Annotated in this window: 19 protein-coding genes; 16 read left to right on the forward strand and 3 right to left on the reverse strand. The window is 60.4% G+C overall.

Annotated elements, in window-relative coordinates; genetic code table 11:
* Positions 1–192 precede the first annotated feature (192 nt).
* Positions 193–873 carry an alpha/beta family hydrolase gene (locus DXT77_RS01810; RefSeq protein WP_119426406.1) on the reverse strand — a complete coding sequence of 227 codons (681 nt, stop codon included), beginning with the start codon at positions 871–873 and terminating at the stop codon, positions 193–195.
* Between the two features lie 95 nt (positions 874–968).
* On the opposite strand from DXT77_RS01810, the gene ccoN (DXT77_RS01815) reads away from it, so the two are divergent.
* The 10 genes from ccoN (DXT77_RS01815) (at position 969) to DXT77_RS01860 (ending at position 8,703) form a co-directional block, all read left to right on the forward strand.
* Positions 969–2,393, forward strand: a complete 1,425-nt coding sequence (ccoN, locus tag DXT77_RS01815; RefSeq protein WP_011333291.1) for a cytochrome-c oxidase, cbb3-type subunit I — start codon at positions 969–971, stop codon at positions 2,391–2,393.
* 10 nt (positions 2,394–2,403) lie between these two features.
* The gene (gene ccoO / locus DXT77_RS01820; protein ID WP_085700207.1) at positions 2,404–3,012 is read left to right on the forward strand and encodes a cytochrome-c oxidase, cbb3-type subunit II; all 609 of its coding nucleotides are present in this window, start codon (positions 2,404–2,406) and stop codon (positions 3,010–3,012) included.
* Positions 3,013–3,017: 5 nt separating this feature from the next.
* Positions 3,018–3,215, forward strand: coding sequence for a cbb3-type cytochrome c oxidase subunit 3 (locus DXT77_RS01825; RefSeq protein ID WP_085690240.1), 198 nt, complete (start codon positions 3,018–3,020; stop codon positions 3,213–3,215).
* Positions 3,212–4,165, forward strand: a complete 954-nt coding sequence (gene ccoP, locus DXT77_RS01830; protein ID WP_119426407.1) for a cytochrome-c oxidase, cbb3-type subunit III — start codon at positions 3,212–3,214, stop codon at positions 4,163–4,165. Before DXT77_RS01825 ends, ccoP (DXT77_RS01830) begins: the two co-directional genes overlap by 4 nt.
* A gap of 481 nt (positions 4,166–4,646) precedes the next feature.
* Positions 4,647–6,089, forward strand: coding sequence for a cytochrome-c oxidase, cbb3-type subunit I (gene ccoN / locus DXT77_RS01835; RefSeq protein ID WP_085711942.1), 1,443 nt, complete (start codon positions 4,647–4,649; stop codon positions 6,087–6,089).
* The gene (gene ccoO, locus DXT77_RS01840) at positions 6,089–6,697 is read left to right on the forward strand and encodes a cytochrome-c oxidase, cbb3-type subunit II (RefSeq protein WP_007905434.1); all 609 of its coding nucleotides are present in this window, start codon (positions 6,089–6,091) and stop codon (positions 6,695–6,697) included. Before ccoN (DXT77_RS01835) ends, ccoO (DXT77_RS01840) begins: the two co-directional genes overlap by 1 nt.
* 6 nt (positions 6,698–6,703) lie before the next feature.
* A complete protein-coding gene (locus tag DXT77_RS01845; protein ID WP_003175465.1) occupies positions 6,704–6,889 on the forward strand; it encodes a CcoQ/FixQ family Cbb3-type cytochrome c oxidase assembly chaperone in 186 nt (61 codons plus the stop codon).
* Positions 6,886–7,869 carry a cytochrome-c oxidase, cbb3-type subunit III gene (gene ccoP, locus DXT77_RS01850; protein ID WP_119426408.1) on the forward strand — a complete coding sequence of 328 codons (984 nt, stop codon included), beginning with the start codon at positions 6,886–6,888 and terminating at the stop codon, positions 7,867–7,869. Before DXT77_RS01845 ends, ccoP (DXT77_RS01850) begins: the two co-directional genes overlap by 4 nt.
* Positions 7,870–8,040: 171 nt before the next feature.
* A complete protein-coding gene (locus DXT77_RS01855; protein WP_039770179.1) occupies positions 8,041–8,295 on the forward strand; it encodes a type II toxin-antitoxin system Phd/YefM family antitoxin in 255 nt (84 codons plus the stop codon).
* Positions 8,296–8,703, forward strand: coding sequence for a type II toxin-antitoxin system VapC family toxin (locus DXT77_RS01860; RefSeq protein WP_119426409.1), 408 nt, complete (start codon positions 8,296–8,298; stop codon positions 8,701–8,703).
* A 76-nt stretch (positions 8,704–8,779) separates the two neighbouring features.
* Here the strand turns inward: DXT77_RS01860 and DXT77_RS01865 are convergent, their stop codons facing one another.
* On the reverse strand, positions 8,780–9,784 hold the full coding sequence (locus DXT77_RS01865; RefSeq protein ID WP_119426410.1) for a metallophosphoesterase: 1,005 nt from the start codon (positions 9,782–9,784) through the stop codon (positions 8,780–8,782).
* 522 nt (positions 9,785–10,306) lie between these two features.
* On the opposite strand from DXT77_RS01865, the gene ccoG reads away from it, so the two are divergent.
* The 6 genes from ccoG (at position 10,307) to hemN (ending at position 17,369) form a co-directional block, all read left to right on the forward strand.
* A complete protein-coding gene (gene ccoG / locus DXT77_RS01870) occupies positions 10,307–11,722 on the forward strand; it encodes a cytochrome c oxidase accessory protein CcoG (protein ID WP_119426411.1) in 1,416 nt (471 codons plus the stop codon).
* 11 nt (positions 11,723–11,733) lie between these two features.
* Positions 11,734–12,273, forward strand: a complete 540-nt coding sequence (locus DXT77_RS01875) for a FixH family protein (protein ID WP_119426412.1) — start codon at positions 11,734–11,736, stop codon at positions 12,271–12,273.
* A gap of 155 nt (positions 12,274–12,428) precedes the next feature.
* Positions 12,429–14,879, forward strand: coding sequence for a heavy metal translocating P-type ATPase (locus tag DXT77_RS01880; RefSeq protein ID WP_119426413.1), 2,451 nt, complete (start codon positions 12,429–12,431; stop codon positions 14,877–14,879).
* Between the two features lie 22 nt (positions 14,880–14,901).
* Positions 14,902–15,114: a cbb3-type cytochrome oxidase assembly protein CcoS gene (ccoS, locus tag DXT77_RS01885; protein ID WP_065259710.1), complete on the forward strand. Its 213-nt coding sequence runs from the start codon at positions 14,902–14,904 to the stop codon at positions 15,112–15,114.
* Positions 15,107–15,790: a sulfite exporter TauE/SafE family protein gene (locus DXT77_RS01890; protein WP_119426414.1), complete on the forward strand. Its 684-nt coding sequence runs from the start codon at positions 15,107–15,109 to the stop codon at positions 15,788–15,790. The genes ccoS and DXT77_RS01890 overlap by 8 nt, the downstream gene beginning before the upstream one ends.
* 196 nt (positions 15,791–15,986) lie before the next feature.
* A complete protein-coding gene (gene hemN, locus DXT77_RS01895) occupies positions 15,987–17,369 on the forward strand; it encodes an oxygen-independent coproporphyrinogen III oxidase (RefSeq protein ID WP_119426415.1) in 1,383 nt (460 codons plus the stop codon).
* Here the strand turns inward: hemN and DXT77_RS01900 are convergent.
* Positions 17,366–17,848: a hypothetical protein gene (locus DXT77_RS01900; protein ID WP_119426416.1), complete on the reverse strand. Its 483-nt coding sequence runs from the start codon at positions 17,846–17,848 to the stop codon at positions 17,366–17,368. The genes hemN and DXT77_RS01900 overlap by 4 nt on opposite strands.
* Between the last annotated feature and the right edge of the window lie 109 nt (positions 17,849–17,957).

A 17,957-nucleotide genomic window follows, 5' to 3' on the forward strand; every position in this document is an offset into this window, starting at 1 on the left:
TTCACTCGCTGATCCATCGGGGACTCTTGATTCCAGGGCATGGTCAGTACCTCCTGACCATGATTGATACCTGTAAACCATGTCCCCGGTCTCAAACGTAAAGGATGTACCCGGTCTTTACCCACCCCAGCCCTCTCCCCCAGGGGGGCGAGGGGGAAAGGGAGCCGATCTTCACGCAGTTCAAAATCTCGATCAGTGCTTGAGAAACGCGACCACCTTCTGTGCGGCTGCAGCCAAATGCTGCTCATGCGTAAACCCGGAAACCTTGAGCGGCTTCAAATCATGATCCCCCGCCGCCAGCCAAAACACTTCAATACTCGGCGATAAGGAATACCCCTCGACAGCGTCCCGATTGCCGAGAGCATCCCGCTCGCCTTGCACAATCAGCGTCCGAGTCTTCAACCCAGCCAAATGCTCAACCCGCGGTTTCTCAGGTTTCCCAACCGCATAAAACGGATACCCCAGACAAACCAACGCATCAGTGCCAAGCTCATCGGCAAGAAGACTGGCCATCCGCCCCCCCATCGACTTCCCGCCAACCGCCAAAACCCCAGCGACATGACGTCGCACTTCACCAAAAACCTCGCGCCAGCACTCCTGCAATTTCCCCGCAGGATTGGGCGGTCGCTTGACCCCATCAACCCGCCGCTGCGCCATATAAGGAAACTCAAACCGCAACACGTTGATACCAAGCCCGGCAAGGCGCCCAGCCACATCCGTCATCCACTCACTGTCCATCGGCGCCCCGGCACCATGGGCAAGAATGAGCGTCGCCGAAGCCTCCCCAACAGCCGCATCCCAAAGCCACCCGTGATCCCGCAGGCACTGCGCCCATTGATCCCCGTCAATACTGGCCTTGTGCTGTTTGTCCATGCTTGCCTCGCTTTTAGTCTGCCTATAACTCCAGGCGAAGGATTCGCGGCGTTTTCTGCGCGCGCTCACTTCGGCTGAACCGTGGATGGGGAACCATGAACACTTCTATCAGTACCGCCTACAACTACAAGGTGGTCCGCCAATTCGCCATTATGACGGTGGTGTGGGGCATCGTCGGCATGGGGCTCGGGGTTTTTCTCGCGGCTCAATTGGTCTGGCCCGAACTCAACTTCAACCTGCCGTGGACCAGCTTCGGACGCCTGCGCCCGTTGCACACCAACGCGGTGATCTTCGCGTTCGGCGGCTGTGCCTTGTTCGCCAGTTCGTTCTACTCGGTGCAGCGCACCTGCCAGACCCAACTGTTTGCGCCGAAAATCGCCGCCTTCTGCTTCTGGGGCTGGCAGCTTGTGATTCTGCTGGCGGCCATCAGCCTGCCACTGGGTTACACCAGTTCCAAGGAGTACGCCGAGCTGGAATGGCCGATCGACATCCTGATCACCATCGTCTGGGTCGCCTACGCCATCGTGTTCTTCGGCACGATCATGCAGCGCAAGACAAAGCACATTTATGTGGGCAACTGGTTCTTCGGCGCATTCATTATCACCGTGGCGATCCTGCACATCGTCAACAACCTTGAGCTGCCGGTGAGCTTCACCAAGTCCTACTCGGTGTACGCCGGTGCGACCGACGCGATGGTGCAATGGTGGTACGGCCACAACGCCGTAGGCTTTTTCCTCACCGCCGGTTTCCTCGGGATGATGTACTACTTCGTGCCGAAACAGGCCGAACGCCCGGTGTATTCGTATCGCCTGTCGATCGTGCACTTCTGGGCGCTGATCACCCTGTACATCTGGGCCGGTCCGCACCACTTGCACTACACCGCGCTGCCGGACTGGGCGCAGTCGCTGGGCATGGTGATGTCGCTGGTACTGCTGGCACCGAGCTGGGGCGGCATGATCAACGGCATGATGACCCTCTCGGGCGCCTGGCATAAGTTGCGCAGCGACCCGATCCTGCGCTTCCTGGTGGTGTCGCTGGCGTTCTACGGCATGTCGACCTTCGAAGGTCCGATGATGGCGATCAAGACAGTGAACGCCCTCTCCCACTACACCGACTGGACCATTGGCCACGTACACGCCGGCGCGCTCGGCTGGGTAGCGATGATTTCCATCGGCGCGCTGTACCACATGATCCCGAAAGTCTTCGGCAAAGAGCAGATGCACAGCATCGGCCTGATCAACGCGCACTTCTGGCTCGCAACCATCGGCACCGTTTTGTACATCGCTTCGATGTGGGTCAACGGCATCGCCCAGGGCCTGATGTGGCGTGCGGTGAACGAGGACGGCACGCTGACCTACTCCTTCGTCGAAACCCTGGTGGCCAGCCACCCTGGCTTCGTCGTGCGGCTGATTGGCGGGGCGATCTTCCTCAGCGGCATGTTCCTGATGGCTTACAACACCTGGCGCACCGTGCGGGCCTCGCAGCCTGCTGACGTCGTTGCTGCCGCGCAGATGGCCTGAGGAGTCCGCCATGAAACACGAAACGATTGAAAAGAACGTCGGCCTGCTGATGCTGCTGATGGTGTTCGCCGTGAGCATCGGCGGCCTGACCCAGATCGTCCCGCTGTTCTTCCAGGACGTGACCAACAAACCGGTGGAAGGCATGAAGCCCTACACCGCGCTGCAACTGGAAGGCCGCGACATCTACATCCGCGAAGGCTGCGTCGGCTGCCATTCGCAGATGATCCGGCCGTTCCGCGCCGAGACCGAACGCTACGGGCACTACTCGGTGGCTGGCGAAAGCGTGTGGGATCACCCGTTCCTGTGGGGCTCGAAACGTACCGGTCCGGATCTGGCCCGGGTCGGTTCGCGTTACTCGGATGACTGGCACCGCGCGCACTTGTACAACCCGCGCAACGTTGTACCGGAATCAAAAATGCCGGCCTACCCATGGCTGGTCACACAACCGGTCGACAGCAGCCACACCGAAACCAAGCTCAAAGTCATGCGCACCCTCGGCGTGCCGTACACCGACGACGACATCAGCGGCGCGGTGGCCAGCCTCAAGGGCAAGACCGAAATGGACGCCCTCGTCTCCTACCTGCAAGTGCTCGGCACTGCAATCAAGAGCAAGAGGTGATCGAGATGGCCTTAGAAATGAGCGCGGGGCTGATTCGCGGCCTCGGCACGGTCGTGGTGTTCGTGGCCTTTGTCGGCCTGACCCTGTGGGTGTTCAACCGCAAGCGCACGCCGGAATTCGCCGAAGCGCGCCTGTTGCCGTTTGCCGACGAGCCGCAACCCGACCCAACCCAAGCATCTGAAACAAGGAGTACCCGGCCATGACCACCTTCTGGAGTACGTGGATCTGCGTACTGACCATCGGCAGCCTGATCGGCCTGACCTGGCTGCTGGTCGGCACCCGTCGGGGCGAGACCAAGGGCAGCGTCGACCAGACCATGGGCCACAGCTTCGACGGCATCGAGGAGTACGACAACCCGCTGCCACAGTGGTGGTTCATGCTGTTCGCCGGCACGCTGGTGTTTTCCGTGGGCTATCTGATCCTTTATCCGGGCCTGGGCAACTGGAAAGGCATCCTGCCCGGCTACGAGGACGGCTGGACTGGCGTCCACGAGTGGGAAAAGGAAATGAGCAAGGCTGACGCCAAGTTCGGGCCGATCTTCGCCAAATTCGCCGCCATGCCGGTGGAAGAAGTGGCGAAGGATCCGCAGGCGCTGAAAATGGGCGGCCGTCTGTTCGCCTCCAACTGCTCGGTGTGCCACGGCTCGGATGCCAAGGGCGCGTTCGGTTTCCCTAACCTCGCCGACAAGGACTGGCGTTGGGGCGGCAGTGCCGAGACGATCAAGACCACCATCATGGGTGGCCGGATCGCGGCGATGCCGGCCTGGGGCGAGTCGCTGGGTGAGGCGGGCGTGAAAAACGTCGCCGCCTACGTGCGTCACGAACTGGCCGGGCTGCCACTGCCGGCGGACAACAAGGCCGACCTGCAAGCCGGACAGCAGACGTTCAGCACCATGTGCGTAGCCTGTCATGGGGCAACCGGCCAGGGCACTGAAGCCATGGGTGCGCCGAATCTGACGCACCCGGCCGGATTTATCTATGGCACCAGCCTGACCCAGCTTGAGCAGACCATTCGCCATGGTCGTCAGGGTCACATGCCGGCTCAGAACGAGCTGCTGGGCAACGATAAAGTGCAATTGCTGGCCGCTTATGTGTACAGCCTTAGCCATGGATTGGATACAGAAAAACTGATTACTGAAGACAACAAACATTAATCATTGAGTACAACACTGCCGCACGTTTCCAGTGCGGCAGTTTCCAGCCTCTTTGCGACGCATTGTCGCACCCCTTCTTCCCCTCTCCTTTCGGTTCCCCGGATTCGGGTCTACGCTTGCTCGATGCGGACTGGCCCGTGCCGGTTCCAGGTCGACCCCGAGCGAGGCGTTGAACGAATCGGCTGACTGACATGGCCGCAAAGGCCGGTAGATACCGGCTGTCGTGCCGATTACCGTCCGTCACCCGAACCGAGCGTTCGAACACACCCCGTTACATCCGACTGGAACCCCTCGCTTTTTTCGTCCGCTGCGACATTTTGCCCGAGGGCAATTTTGTCCTTACGCGGCGCATGGAAAGGCCGCAGAATCAGCGTTGGAAAGCATTGACCCAGGTCATGGCGCGTTGCATTGACCCCCTGCTTTCTACATACTTGCGGCCGATTTTAATCCTAATAAAACACCCAAACCGTGGAACCTTAGAATGAGCACAGCAATCAGTCCGACTGCTTATAACTATAAGGTAGTCCGCCAGTTCGCCATCATGACGGTGGTCTGGGGGATCCTTGGCATGGGGCTCGGTGTCTTCATTGCCTCGCAACTGGTCTGGCCGGAGTTGAACTTCGGTCTGCCGTGGACGAGCTTTGGACGCCTGCGCCCGTTGCACACAAACCTGGTGATTTTCGCCTTCGGTGGTTGTGCACTGTTTGCCACTTCCTACTATGTCGTGCAGCGAACCTGCCAGACGCGACTGATTTCCGACAGCCTCGCGGCCTTCACCTTCTGGGGATGGCAAGCGGTCATCGTCGGCGCGATCATTACCTTGCCGCTGGGTTACACCACCACCAAGGAATACGCGGAACTGGAATGGCCCCTCGCCATTTTGCTGGCCATTGTCTGGGTCACCTACGGTCTGGTGTTCTTCGGCACCATCACCAAGCGCAAGACCAAACACATCTATGTCGGTAACTGGTTCTACGGCGCCTTCATCGTCGTGACCGCGATGCTGCACATCGTCAACCACGCCTCGCTGCCGGTCAGCTTCTTCAAGTCCTACTCGGCCTACGCCGGTGCGACCGACGCGATGATCCAGTGGTGGTACGGCCACAACGCCGTGGGTTTCTTCCTGACCACCGGCTTCCTGGGGATGATGTACTACTTCGTGCCGAAACAGGCCGAACGTCCGATCTACTCCTATCGCCTGTCGATCGTGCACTTCTGGGCACTGATCACCCTGTACATCTGGGCCGGCCCGCACCACCTGCACTACACCGCTCTGCCGGACTGGGCGCAATCGCTGGGCATGGCGATGTCGATCATTCTGCTGGCACCAAGCTGGGGCGGCATGATCAACGGCATGATGACCCTGTCGGGCGCCTGGCATAAGCTGCGCACCGACCCGATCCTGCGCTTCCTCGTGGTATCGCTGGCGTTCTACGGCATGTCGACCTTCGAAGGTCCGATGATGGCGATCAAGACCGTCAACTCGCTCTCGCACTACACCGACTGGACCATCGGCCACGTACACGCCGGCGCTCTGGGCTGGGTAGCGATGATCTCGATCGGCGCGATCTACCACATGATCCCGAAACTGTTCGGCCGTGCGCAGATGCACAGCGTCGGTCTGATCAACGCGCACTTCTGGCTCGCGACCATCGGTACGGTTCTGTACATCGCTTCGATGTGGGTCAACGGCATCACTCAAGGCCTGATGTGGCGTGCAATCAACGACGACGGCACCCTCACCTACTCGTTCGTCGAAGCGCTGCAGGCCAGCCACCCTGGCTACATCGTTCGTGCCCTGGGCGGTGCGTTCTTCGCCAGCGGCATGTTCCTGATGGCCTACAACGTGTGGCGCACCGTTCGCGCCTCGGACCCGGCTGAAGCTGAAGCCGCCGCCAAGATCGCCGTAGTTGGAGCTCACTGATGAAGCATGAAGCTGTCGAGAAGAATATTGGCCTGCTGGCCTTCTTCATGGTCATCGCCGTCAGCGTCGGTGGCCTGACCCAAATCGTTCCGCTGTTTTTCCAGGACGTCACCAACAAGCCGGTCGAAGGCATGAAGCCGCGCACCGCCCTTGAACTGGAAGGCCGCGACGTTTACATCGCCAACGGCTGTGTCGGCTGCCACTCGCAGATGATCCGTCCGTTCCGTGCCGAAACCGAACGCTACGGCCACTACTCGGTCGCCGGTGAAAGCGTCTGGGACCACCCGTTCCTGTGGGGTTCCAAGCGTACCGGTCCGGACCTGGCCCGTGTCGGCGGTCGTTACTCCGATGACTGGCAACGTGCGCACTTGTACAACCCGCGCAACGTCGTGCCTGAGTCGAAAATGCCGGCTTACCCGTTCCTCGTGGAAAACAAGCTCGACGGCAAAGACACGGCCAAGAAAATGGAAGTGTTGCGCACGCTCGGCGTCCCTTACACCGACGAAGACATTGCCGGTGCAAAAGACGCTGTGAAGGGTAAAACCGAAATGGACGCGCTGGTGGCCTATCTGCAAGGCCTGGGCACCATCATCAAAAGCAAACGGTGATTCTTAATGGATATCGGGATGATTCGAGGCCTGGGCACCGTTGTCGTGATGGTTGCCTTCATCGGCCTGGCGTTGTGGGTGTTCAGCCCCAAGCGCAAGTCGGAGTTTGAAGACGCGACCTTGCTGCCCTTCGCGGATGATCCCGAAGCCATCAAGCACGTCGAGCAAGCTTCTAGGAGTAACAAAGAATGACTACATTCTGGAGTCTGTACGTCACAGTCCTCAGTCTCGGTACGATCTTTTCCCTGACCTGGCTGTTGCTGTCGACCCGCAAGGGCCAGCGCACCGAGCAGACCGACGAGACGGTGGGCCACTCCTTCGACGGGATCGAGGAGTACGACAACCCGCTGCCGAAATGGTGGTTCATGCTGTTCGTGGGCACCATCGTGTTCGCCCTGGGTTATCTGGTGCTGTACCCGGGCCTGGGCAGCTGGAAAGGTCTGCTGCCGGGCTACAACTACCTCGATAACGAAAAGCAGACCCCGTTCGCCAACGGCCAGACCGGCTGGACCGGCGTTCACGAGTGGGAAAAGGAAATGGCTCGCTCGGACGCCAGGTTCGGTCCGATCTTCGCCAAGTTCGCCGCCATGCCGATCGAGGAAGTCGCGAAGGATCCGCAAGCCCTGAAGATGGGTGGGCGTCTGTTCGCCTCCAACTGCTCGGTCTGCCACGGTTCCGACGCCAAGGGTGCTTATGGTTTCCCTAACCTGACCGACGCCGACTGGCGCTGGGGCGGCGAGCCGGAAACCATCAAGACCACCATCATGGGCGGTCGTCACGCGGTGATGCCGGCCTGGGCGGAAGTGATCGGTGAACAAGGCGTGGCCGACGTGGCGGCATTCGTGCTGACCAACCTCGATGGCCGCAAGCTGCCGGAAGGCACCAAGGCAGATCCGGCCAACGGCCAGAAACTGTTCGCTGCCAACTGCGTGGCGTGCCACGGTCCGGAAGGCAAAGGCACCCCGGCAATGGGCGCCCCGAACCTGACCCACCCGGCCGCGTTCATCTACGGTTCGAGCTTCGCGCAACTGCAGCAGACCATCCGTTACGGCCGTCAGGGCCAGATGCCTGCTCAGGAACAACTGCAAGGCAACGACAAGGTTCACCTGCTGGCGGCGTATGTTTACAGCCTGTCCCATGGTGAAAAAGCACCGGAAGCCGAGGCCCAGTAAGGCCGACGCTTGAAGCAAAAAAAGACCCCGCCAGTGAGAACTGGCGGGGTCTTTTTGTTTCTGCCCTTTGAATGGCCGACCAGCGGTCAGTCTCGTCAGGCCTTCCCGGTTGTGAGACGTCTGAAGCAGTAGTAACGTTGCTACATATCTTCTTCAGGAGAGGTCGCAATGATGGCCATCACCACCATTTCCAGCCGCGAATTCAATCAGGACACAAGCAGTGCCAAAAAAGCCGCCCGCAATGGGCCGGTGATCATCACTGATCGTGGCAAGCCCGCCCACGTACTGCTAAGCATTGAGGAGTACGAAAAACTCACCGGCCTCAACGCGAGCATCGTCGATCTGCTGGTCATGCCTGAAGCGGCAGACATCGAGTTCGAAACCGAGCGTGCCGTGATCACTCACCGCCCCGTGGATCTGTCCTGAATGTACTTGCTCGACACCAATGTGATTTCCGAACTGCGCAAACCCCAGGCCGACAGGAACGTTGTCGCCTGGGCCAAAATGGTCATCGCCCCTCGCATGTTCATCTCGGCCATTACCTTGAAGGAACTGGAGACCGGCGTCCTTCGCATGGAGCGCCGAGACCCGGCTCAAGGCAAGGTTCTGCGCACCTGGCTCAAGCGCCACGTGATGCCGGCCTTCGACGCGAGAATCCTGCCGGTCGATGCTGCTGTCGCCTTGCGATGTGCGCGCCTTCATGTGCCGGATCAGGCCAATGAAAGCGATGCGTTGATTGCTGCAACGGCATTGGTGCATGGCCTGACAGTGGTCACCCGAAATGTCGCCGACTTTGAATCCAGCGGTGTTGAAGTCATCAATCCATGGGACTGAGGCATTCGCCTTACCGAAGAAAAGCCATGCCCGAAAATGAAACGGCCCCGCCAACAGAAATTGACGGGGCCGTTGCTTATGGGCGACTGGCCCAGATGGATTTCACCGGAACCGTCTGCACGAAATTCGGTTTCTGCCAGTCATTGTTTTCGATCAGGTTGATGCGCAGTTGCTTGCGATCATCCGAGAAGCTGGCAGTCAGGTACGTCTGCTGGGACGTAGCGCCACTGAGAAACATCGGCACCTTACCCATCCAGCGCTTGGCTCCCCCGCGAGAATGGCAATGACCGGCAAAGATGGCAGTGACCTCATACTTCTCGATAATGTCCAGAAAGCGCTGTTGCTGTTGCCTGTCTCCCTGCCAGTCATCCCATTTGTGCATGTTGAGGATGATGGCGTAGCCCTGGGTTCTCGCCACCCTCAAATCGTTTTCCAGCCAGTCCAGTGCGCTGATGATGTTGAAGGTTGTCGGATTCAACGCATGTGCAATCTTCGTAGCGTAGGTAGGCTCGTTGTTGAGTTGCACCAGATGAACTTCTCCGACATTTTTCGAGTACGCGAGACTGCCCGAATAACGAATATCCAGAAAAGCCCCAGTGACCTTGAGGTCAAGGTTATCCACCCTAGCCTTATGATGCTCGTTAAACTCGACAATACTGCCCGCCGCACAACTATTACTGAAACAGTCGTCCACATTATTTTCGTAATCATGATTACCCAAGCCGTACAAGTAATCACCCTTGAAGTATTTCTCCAGGGCCGACTTCATATATGACCGCTGCCAACCATGGCCAAAAGCGGTAATGTCACCGTTGATCATCAACGGGATTGCCGCCTGCCCCCCGTGGGCATTTCGAAACTCGGCGATACTGCTCAACTGGCTGTCCACCAGCCACTTGGCACGCTTTTCGAAGTCCGCATTGGACTCCGGCGCTCCGCTGTCGGTCTTTTCAGTCCAGGGATACTGCGTATCGGACGCGAACACCATATGCCGTGGCGTGCCCTCAACGGCATGAACCAAAGTAACAGAAGAGAATAAACAGACACCCAGCAGAAAACTTACAACTCCATTAAAAGCCATAGCTTTGAAACTCCATTTAACTTGAATAACAACTAGCGACCGAATATCGCCAGACGCAAACATATTCGATCAAATGGAGCTTTTCAAAGCAGACTACACAGGCAATTAAATAAACTTATTTCAAACACAACAACAGAAGGCAGAATACCTTTACTTCAACCTGAAACGACAAACACGATCCATCAGGAGCGAAGTCGCCGCCGACAGAAAACGCAGTATCGGTGGGATCGACAGCCTTGGCGGCGGCCGGTTGCCTTGATTGACTGATGAAAGCGGCGGCAATGCCTGCACTTGCGCAGCATTGCCGTCGCGATGCCAGTAGCATCAATCGTCTATAGTCAATTGATCTGCATCATGCTTTGTTACATTCGCTACACCATTCAGGTTTTTTCCCCAACGCGACCAAAGGTCGCACCCGTTCGTCGGCATCACAGGCGTATCATTGCGCCACTGCAACACCCTTTCTGACCCCGGCCGGCACGTATCGGCCGAGGCATTTTTCCACTGCCGTGGGATGCAATGATGAGTAATCAGATTCCGGTACACGACGTCACGCCCCCCAACAAGAACGCGAACAACAGCGTCGACCTGTACGCCTCTCGAGAAAAAATCTACACCCGTGCTTTCACCGGCCTGTTCCGCAATCTGCGGATGATGGGCGGCACGGCGCTGTTCCTGCTGTATTTCGGTACGGTGTGGCTGAACTGGGGCGGCCACCAGGCCGTGTGGTGGAACCTGCCGGAACGCAAGTTCTTCATCTTCGGTGCGACTTTCTGGCCACAGGACTTCATTCTGCTTTCGGGCCTGCTGATCATTGCCGCGTTCGGCCTGTTCTTCATCACGGTGTACGCCGGCCGGGTCTGGTGCGGCTACACCTGTCCGCAAAGCGTGTGGACGTGGATTTTCATGTGGTGCGAGAAGGTCACCGAAGGCGACCGCAACCAGCGCATCAAGCTCGACAAGGCGCCGATGAGCGCCAACAAGTTCCTGCGCAAGTTCGCCAAGCACGCCATGTGGCTGCTGATCGGCTTTGTCACCGGCATGACTTTCGTCGGCTACTTCTCGCCGATCCGCGAACTGGTGTTCGACTTCTTCACAGGCCAGGCCGATGGCTGGTCGTATTTCTGGGTCGGCTTCTTCACCCTCGCCACCTACGGCAACGCCGGCTGGCTGCGTGAGCAGGTGTGCATCTACATGTGCCCGTATGCGCGCTTCCAGAGCGTGATGTTCGACAAGGACACCCTGATCGTTTCCTATGACCCGCGTCGCGGCGAAAGCCGTGGCCCGCGCAAGAAAGGCGTCGACTACAAGGCTCAGGGCCTGGGCGACTGCATCGACTGCACCATGTGCGTCCAGGTCTGCCCGACCGGCATCGACATCCGCGACGGCCTGCAGATCGAGTGCATCGGCTGCGCCGCGTGCATCGATGCCTGCGACAGCATCATGGACAAGATGGACTACCCGCGCGGGTTGATCAGCTACACCACCGAACACAACCTGTCCGGACAGAAAACCCATAAACTGCGTCCGCGCCTGATCGGTTATGCCGTGGTGCTGCTGGCGATGATCAGCCTGCTGGTGACGGCCTTCTTCATGCGCTCGCTGGTAGGTTTCGACGTCAGCAAGGACCGCGTGCTGTACCGCGAAAACGCCGAAGGCCGGATCGAAAACGTCTACAGCCTGAAGATCATGAACAAGGATCAGCGCGACCACACCTACGTGCTGGAAGCCGCCGGTTTGCCGGATCTGCGCCTGCAAGGCAAGCGCGAGATCAAGGTGCCGGCCGGGGAAATTTTCAGCATGCCGGTCGAGTTGTCGAGCGCGCCCGAACAACTGCCGTCGAGCACCAACGAGGTGAAATTCATCCTCAAGGATGCCGATGACGACAGCGTCCACGTAGAAGCCAAGAGCCGGTTCATCGGCCCACAAAATCGTTGAGAGAACTGAACATGCCCGCAGCAAACGCCGCAAGCCCCTGGTACAAGCATCTCTGGCCGTGGATCATCATCGGGATCCTCGCTTGCTCGGTGACCCTGACGCTGTCCATGGTGACCATCGCGGTGAACAACCCGGACAATCTGGTCAACGACAATTACTACGAGGCGGGCAAGGGCATCAACCGTTCGCTGGATCGTGAAATGCTCGCGCAGAACCTGAAGATGCGCGCCAACGTTCATCTGGATGATGTCACCGGGGAAGTCGACCTGCGTCTGAGCGGCGACAGTCAGCCGAAAACCCTGGAACTGAACCTGATCTCGCCGACCCAGCCGGACAAGGATCGCAAGATTGTCCTGACTCGCAGCGAAACCGAGCAGGGTCGTTACATTGGCCAGGTGAACGACAAGGTTGAAGGCCGTCGTTTTGTCGAGTTGCTCGGATCGCAAGGTGACCAGGTGTGGCGCATGTTCGAGGAAGAAGTGGTCAGCCATGACAAGGATCTGTTGCTGGGCGATGAACCGCTGCAGGGTGCTGAAGACCTGAAGAAATAAAGCCGCGCTTCGCGCATCGCGAGCAGGCTCGCTCCCACAATGGATTTGCGGCGCTCACAAAATCTGCGTCAGGCACAGATCAAAATGTGGGAGCGAGCCTGCTCGCGAAGGGCGCGACCTGACGACATCGATTCTGCAGTATTAGTGAACTCCTGATGACCACCCCACTCCCCTGCTACCACTGCGCCCTGCCCGTTCCGCCCGGCAGCCGTTTCACCGCTGTCGTGCTCGGGGAGTCCCGCGAGTTCTGCTGCCCGGGCTGTCAGGCAGTGGCCGAAGCCATCGTCGCCGGCGGGCTCGAAAGCTATTACCAGCACCGCAGCGAAGCCTCGGCCAACCCCGAAGCCCTGCCGGTACAACTGGTGGACGAACTGGCGCTGTATGACCGCGCCGACGTGCAGCAGCCCTTCGTCCGCCACGAAGGTGAACTGGCCGAAACCACGTTGTTGATGGAAGGCATCAGTTGCGCCGCGTGTGGCTGGCTGATCGAGAAACACCTGCGCACACTGCCCGCCGTGGCCGAGGCGCGGCTGAACCTGTCCAATCATCGCCTGCATGTGCGCTGGGCTGACGCGCAATTGCCGCTGAGCCAGATCCTCGGCGAACTGCGCCACATAGGCTACGCCGCGCACCCGTATCAGGCCGACCGCGCCAGCGAACAACTGGCCAGCGAAAACCGCCTCGCCTTGCGCCAACTCGGCGTCGCCGGACTGCTGTGGTTCCAGGCGATGATGGCGACCATGGCCACCTGGCCGGAATTCAACATCGACCTCAGCCCCGAGCTGCACACCATCCTGCGCTGGGTCGCGCTGTTTCTGACCACGCCGATTGTGTTCTACAGCTGCGCGCCGTTTTTCAAGGGCGCCATGCGCGACCTGCGCACTCGCCACCTGACGATGGACGTCTCGGTGTCGCTGGCGATCGGCGCGGCGTATGTCGCCGGGATCTGGACCTCGATCACCGGGGTCGGCGAGCTGTATTTCGACGCGGTGGGCATGTTCGCGCTATTCCTGCTGGCCGGACGCTACCTCGAACGCCGCGCGCGGGAACGTACTGCCGCTGCCACCGCGCAACTGGTCAATCTGCTGCCCGCCTCGTGCCTGCGCCTCGACGACGCCGGCCAGAGCGAGCGCATTCTGCTCAGCGAACTGCGCCTTGGCGACCGGGTGCTGGTGCAGCCCGGCTCGGTGCTGCCGGCGGACGGCAAGATCCTTGAAGGCCAGTCGAGCATTGATGAATCGCTGCTGACCGGCGAGTACTTGCCGCAACCGCGCACGATGGGCGATGCCGTCACCGCCGGCACGCTGAATGTGGAAGGTGCGCTGACCGTCGAGGTGCAGGCGCTGGGTCAGGACACGCGGTTGTCGGCCATCGTTCGCCTGCTGGATCGCGCCCAGGCGGAAAAACCCCGCCTGGCGGAAATCGCCGACCGTGCCGCGCAATGGTTTTTGCTGCTGTCGCTGATCGCAGCGGCCGCCATCGGCCTGCTGTGGTGGGAGCTGGATGCTTCGCGGGCGTTCTGGATCGTTCTTGCGATGCTGGTCGCCACTTGCCCGTGCGCACTGTCACTGGCGACGCCGACCGCCCTCACCGCCGCCACCGGCACCCTGCACAAACTCGGCTTGCTGCTGACGCGCGGCCATGTGCTGGAAGGCCTGAACCAGATCGACACGGTGATTTTCGACAAGACCGGCACCCTTACCGAGGGACGTCTGGTATTGCGTTCAATCCGCCCCCTCGGCACCCTCGACAGCGATCAATGCCTGAGTCTGGCCGCCGCGCTGGAAAACCGCTCGGAACACCCGATTGCCCGGGCCTTTGGCCGGGCTCCGCTGGCCGCCGAAGAGGTTCACAGCACACCGGGACTGGGGCTTGAAGGCCTGGTCGGCGAACTGCGCTTGCGCATTGGCCAGGCGGAATTTGTCTGTGATCTCAGCGGCGCGCCTGTGCCGAAGATGCCCGACGAACCGGGCCAATGGTTGTTGCTCGGCGACAGCAATGGACCGCTGGCCTGGTTCGCCCTCGACGACCGTCTGCGCGGCGACGCTCCGGCCCTGCTCGCCGCGTGCAAGGCCCGCGGCTGGCACACGCTGCTGCTGTCGGGCGACAGTTCGCCGATGGTTGCCCGCGTCGCCGCCGAACTGGGCATCGACGAGGCACGGGGCGGTCTGCGCCCGGACGACAAGCTGCAAGTGCTGCAAAAACTGCACAAGGCCGGCCGCAAGGTGTTGATGCTCGGTGACGGGGTCAACGACGTACCGGTATTGGCCGCTGCGGACATCAGCGTGGCCATGGGCTCGGCCACGGATCTGGCGAAAACCAGTGCCGATGCGGTGCTGCTGTCCAACCGGCTCGACGCGCTGGTGCAAGCCTTCACGCTCGCCCGTCGCACACGCCGGGTGATCATCGAGAACCTGTTGTGGGCCGCGCTGTACAATGGCCTCATGTTGCCGTTCGCCGCCCTCGGCTGGATCACTCCGGTATGGGCCGCCGTCGGCATGTCGATCAGTTCGCTGACCGTGGTGCTCAACGCCCTGCGCCTGACTCGCCTGCCGAGTGCGCCTGCCGTCAACGCCAGGTCAGAAACCCGCCCGCTGCCGGCCTGAGCCGCGCGGGCATGGAGTACAGATGCCAGCTCTCTACGTGATGATTCCGGCCGCGCTACTGATCGTGGCCATCGCCGTCTACATCTTCTTCTGGGCGGTGGACAGCGGCCAGTACGACGACCTCGACGGCCCGGCCCACAGCATCCTGTTCGACGACCAGGACCCGAAGCACACCGCCGCGGTGGACGAAGCCAACCCGGCCAGACCGGACGACAAGGCGCCACCCCATGCTTGAACTGGCGCCGCTGCTGATGTCTGCGCTGATTCTCGGCCTGCTCGGCGGCGGGCATTGCCTGGGCATGTGCGGCGGTTTGATGGGCGCGCTGACCCTGGCGATTCCCAAGGAGCAACGCAGCCGACGCTTTCGATTGCTGCTGGCTTATAACCTCGGGCGAATTCTCAGCTATGCCACGGCCGGATTGCTGATCGGGCTGGCAGGATGGGCAGTGGCCAACAGTCCTGCGGCATTGTTCATGCGCGTAATCGCGGGTTTGCTGCTGATCGCCATGGGCTTGTACCTGGCTGGCTGGTGGAGCGGCCTGACCCGCATCGAAAGCCTCGGTCGCGGACTGTGGCGCTACATTCAACCGGTCGCCAACCGCTTGCTGCCGGTGTCGAGCCTGCCCCGGGCCTTGCTGCTCGGTGCGCTGTGGGGCTGGCTGCCATGCGGGCTGGTTTACAGCACGTTGCTGTGGTCGGCCAGTCAGGGCAATGCGCTGGACAGTGCCTTGCTGATGCTCGCCTTCGGGCTCGGCACCTGGCCGGTTTTACTCGCCACCGGGTTGGCAGCCGAGCGGGTTACGGCGCTGTTGCGCAAACGCAGCGTGCGCATGGCCGGCGGTCTGCTGGTGATCCTGTTCGGCATCTGGACCCTGCCGGGGCCGCACCAGCACTGGCTGATGGGCCACTGATCGGCGGCGCGGCTATCGCGAGCAAGCTCGCCCCCACAGGTTTTGTGTACGCCACAAATCTCCTGTGGGAGCGAGCCTGCTCGCGATGGGGCCGTATGACTTATACAAATCCTCCCCGTTGATACAAATCAAGATGCCCCACCGCGCCCTCCCCTAGACTCGCTCACACTGCCAGCCTATCCGGGGGAATGCCCGCATGCTCGACGCCATTCGTTGGGACACCGATTTGATCCGCCGCTACGACCTGGCGGGGCCGCGCTACACCTCGTACCCGACGGCCGTGCAATTCAACAGTCAGGTCGGCACCTTCGACCTGTTCCACGCCCTGCGCGACAGCCGCAAGGCCCTGCGCCCGCTGTCGCTGTACGTGCACGTGCCGTTCTGCGCGAACATTTGCTACTACTGCGCCTGCAACAAGGTCATCACCAAGGATCGCGGCCGCGCCCTGCCGTACCTGCAACGGCTCGAACAGGAAATCCAGCTGATCGCCTGCCACCTCGACCCGGCGCAGAAAGTCGAACAACTGCACTTCGGCGGCGGCACCCCGACCTTTCTCAGCCACGATGAATTGCGGCAACTGATGGCGCACCTGCGCAAGCATTTCAATCTGCTGGATGACGACTCAGGCGATTACGGCATCGAAATCGATCCGCGCGAAGCCGACTGGTCAACCATGGGCCTGCTGCGGGAACTGGGCTTCAACCGGGTCAGCATCGGCCTGCAAGACCTCGACCCTGCGGTGCAACGGGCGGTCAATCGCCTGCAGAGTCTGGAAGAAACTCGCGCCGTGATCGACGCGGCGCGGACCCTGCAATTTCGCTCGATCAATATCGACCTGATCTACGGCCTGCCCAAGCAGACCCCGGACAACTTCGCCCGCACCGTCGAAGAAGTCATCAGCCTGCAACCGGACCGGCTCTCGGTGTTCAACTACGCGCACCTGCCGGAACGCTTCATGCCGCAGCGGCGGATCAACGGCAACGAACTGCCGAGCCCGACGCAAAAGCTGGAAATGCTGCAACGCACCATCGAACAACTGACCGCCGCCGGCTACCGCTATATCGGCATGGACCACTTCGCCCTGCCCGACGATGAACTGGCGATTGCCCAGGAAGAATCGACCCTGCAACGCAACTTCCAGGGCTACACCACCCACGGTCATTGCGACCTGATCGGTCTGGGCGTGTCGGCCATCAGCCAGATCGGCGACCTGTACTGCCAGAACAGCAGCGACCTCAATCACTACCAGAACACCCTCGCCGGTGCGCAACTGGCCACCAGCCGTGGCCTGGTGTGCAACGCTGACGACCGCTTGCGTCGCGCGGTGATTCAGCAACTGATCTGCAATTTCAGCCTGGATTTCGCCGAGATCGAGCGCAGTTTCAACATCGATTTTCAGGGGTACTTCGGCGCGCTCTGGCCGCAGTTGCAAGGTATGGCAAAGGACGGGTTGATCGAACTGGATCGCGAACGAATCAGCGTGCTGCCGGCCGGGCGCCTGCTGGTGCGCTCGGTGTGCATGGTGTTCGACGCGTATCTGGAACAGCAGAACCGCCAGCGTTTCTCACGGGTGATTTAGCTCTTCATCAGCAAGGTATTGGTTTTCAGGTTCTGGTCTGCGGTGAGGCCCGATTGGTCGATGACCTTGGCCAGGGACAGGTTGGCGGTGATCAGGCCGTTGTTGAGGGCGGAAATGGCGCCTTTGAGGGCTGCGATTTTGGCGAATCGCTCTTCGTTGGAGAGCGTCTTGTTGGCCATCAGCGCGTTGATCTGGGCGTTCTTTTCGGCGATCTGCTGGCGCAACTTGCGAATCATCTTCAGCAATTGCTGGACGTTTTCCGGCAAGCCACTTTCATCGATATCGCTGTTTTTCCCGCCGACACCGGCGGATTTAGCAATGGCGGCACCGGACAGCGACACTTTGACGCCCTCGACCAAGGTCGGGGTTCCCAACGATGCCGCGTCTGTGCCGGACTCATCGTCAACGGAGGTTTCAGCACTTTCCAGCAACGACGCAACGCCACTGTTACCGGGGGTCAGCGTGCCAATAGCAGTCATCGAAGCGGTTCCTTGCATGCCGTCAGATACCTGTTTATCGGCCGCCATCCCTGCGGCTTTATGCCGTTGGGGCAATCTCGCCACAGGCTGGCCTGAATGTCCTCCCCTG

Origin of the sequence: Pseudomonas sp. 91RF (assembly GCF_003576265.1) — a bacterium.
GTDB lineage: Bacteria > Pseudomonadota > Gammaproteobacteria > Pseudomonadales > Pseudomonadaceae > Aquipseudomonas > Aquipseudomonas kribbensis.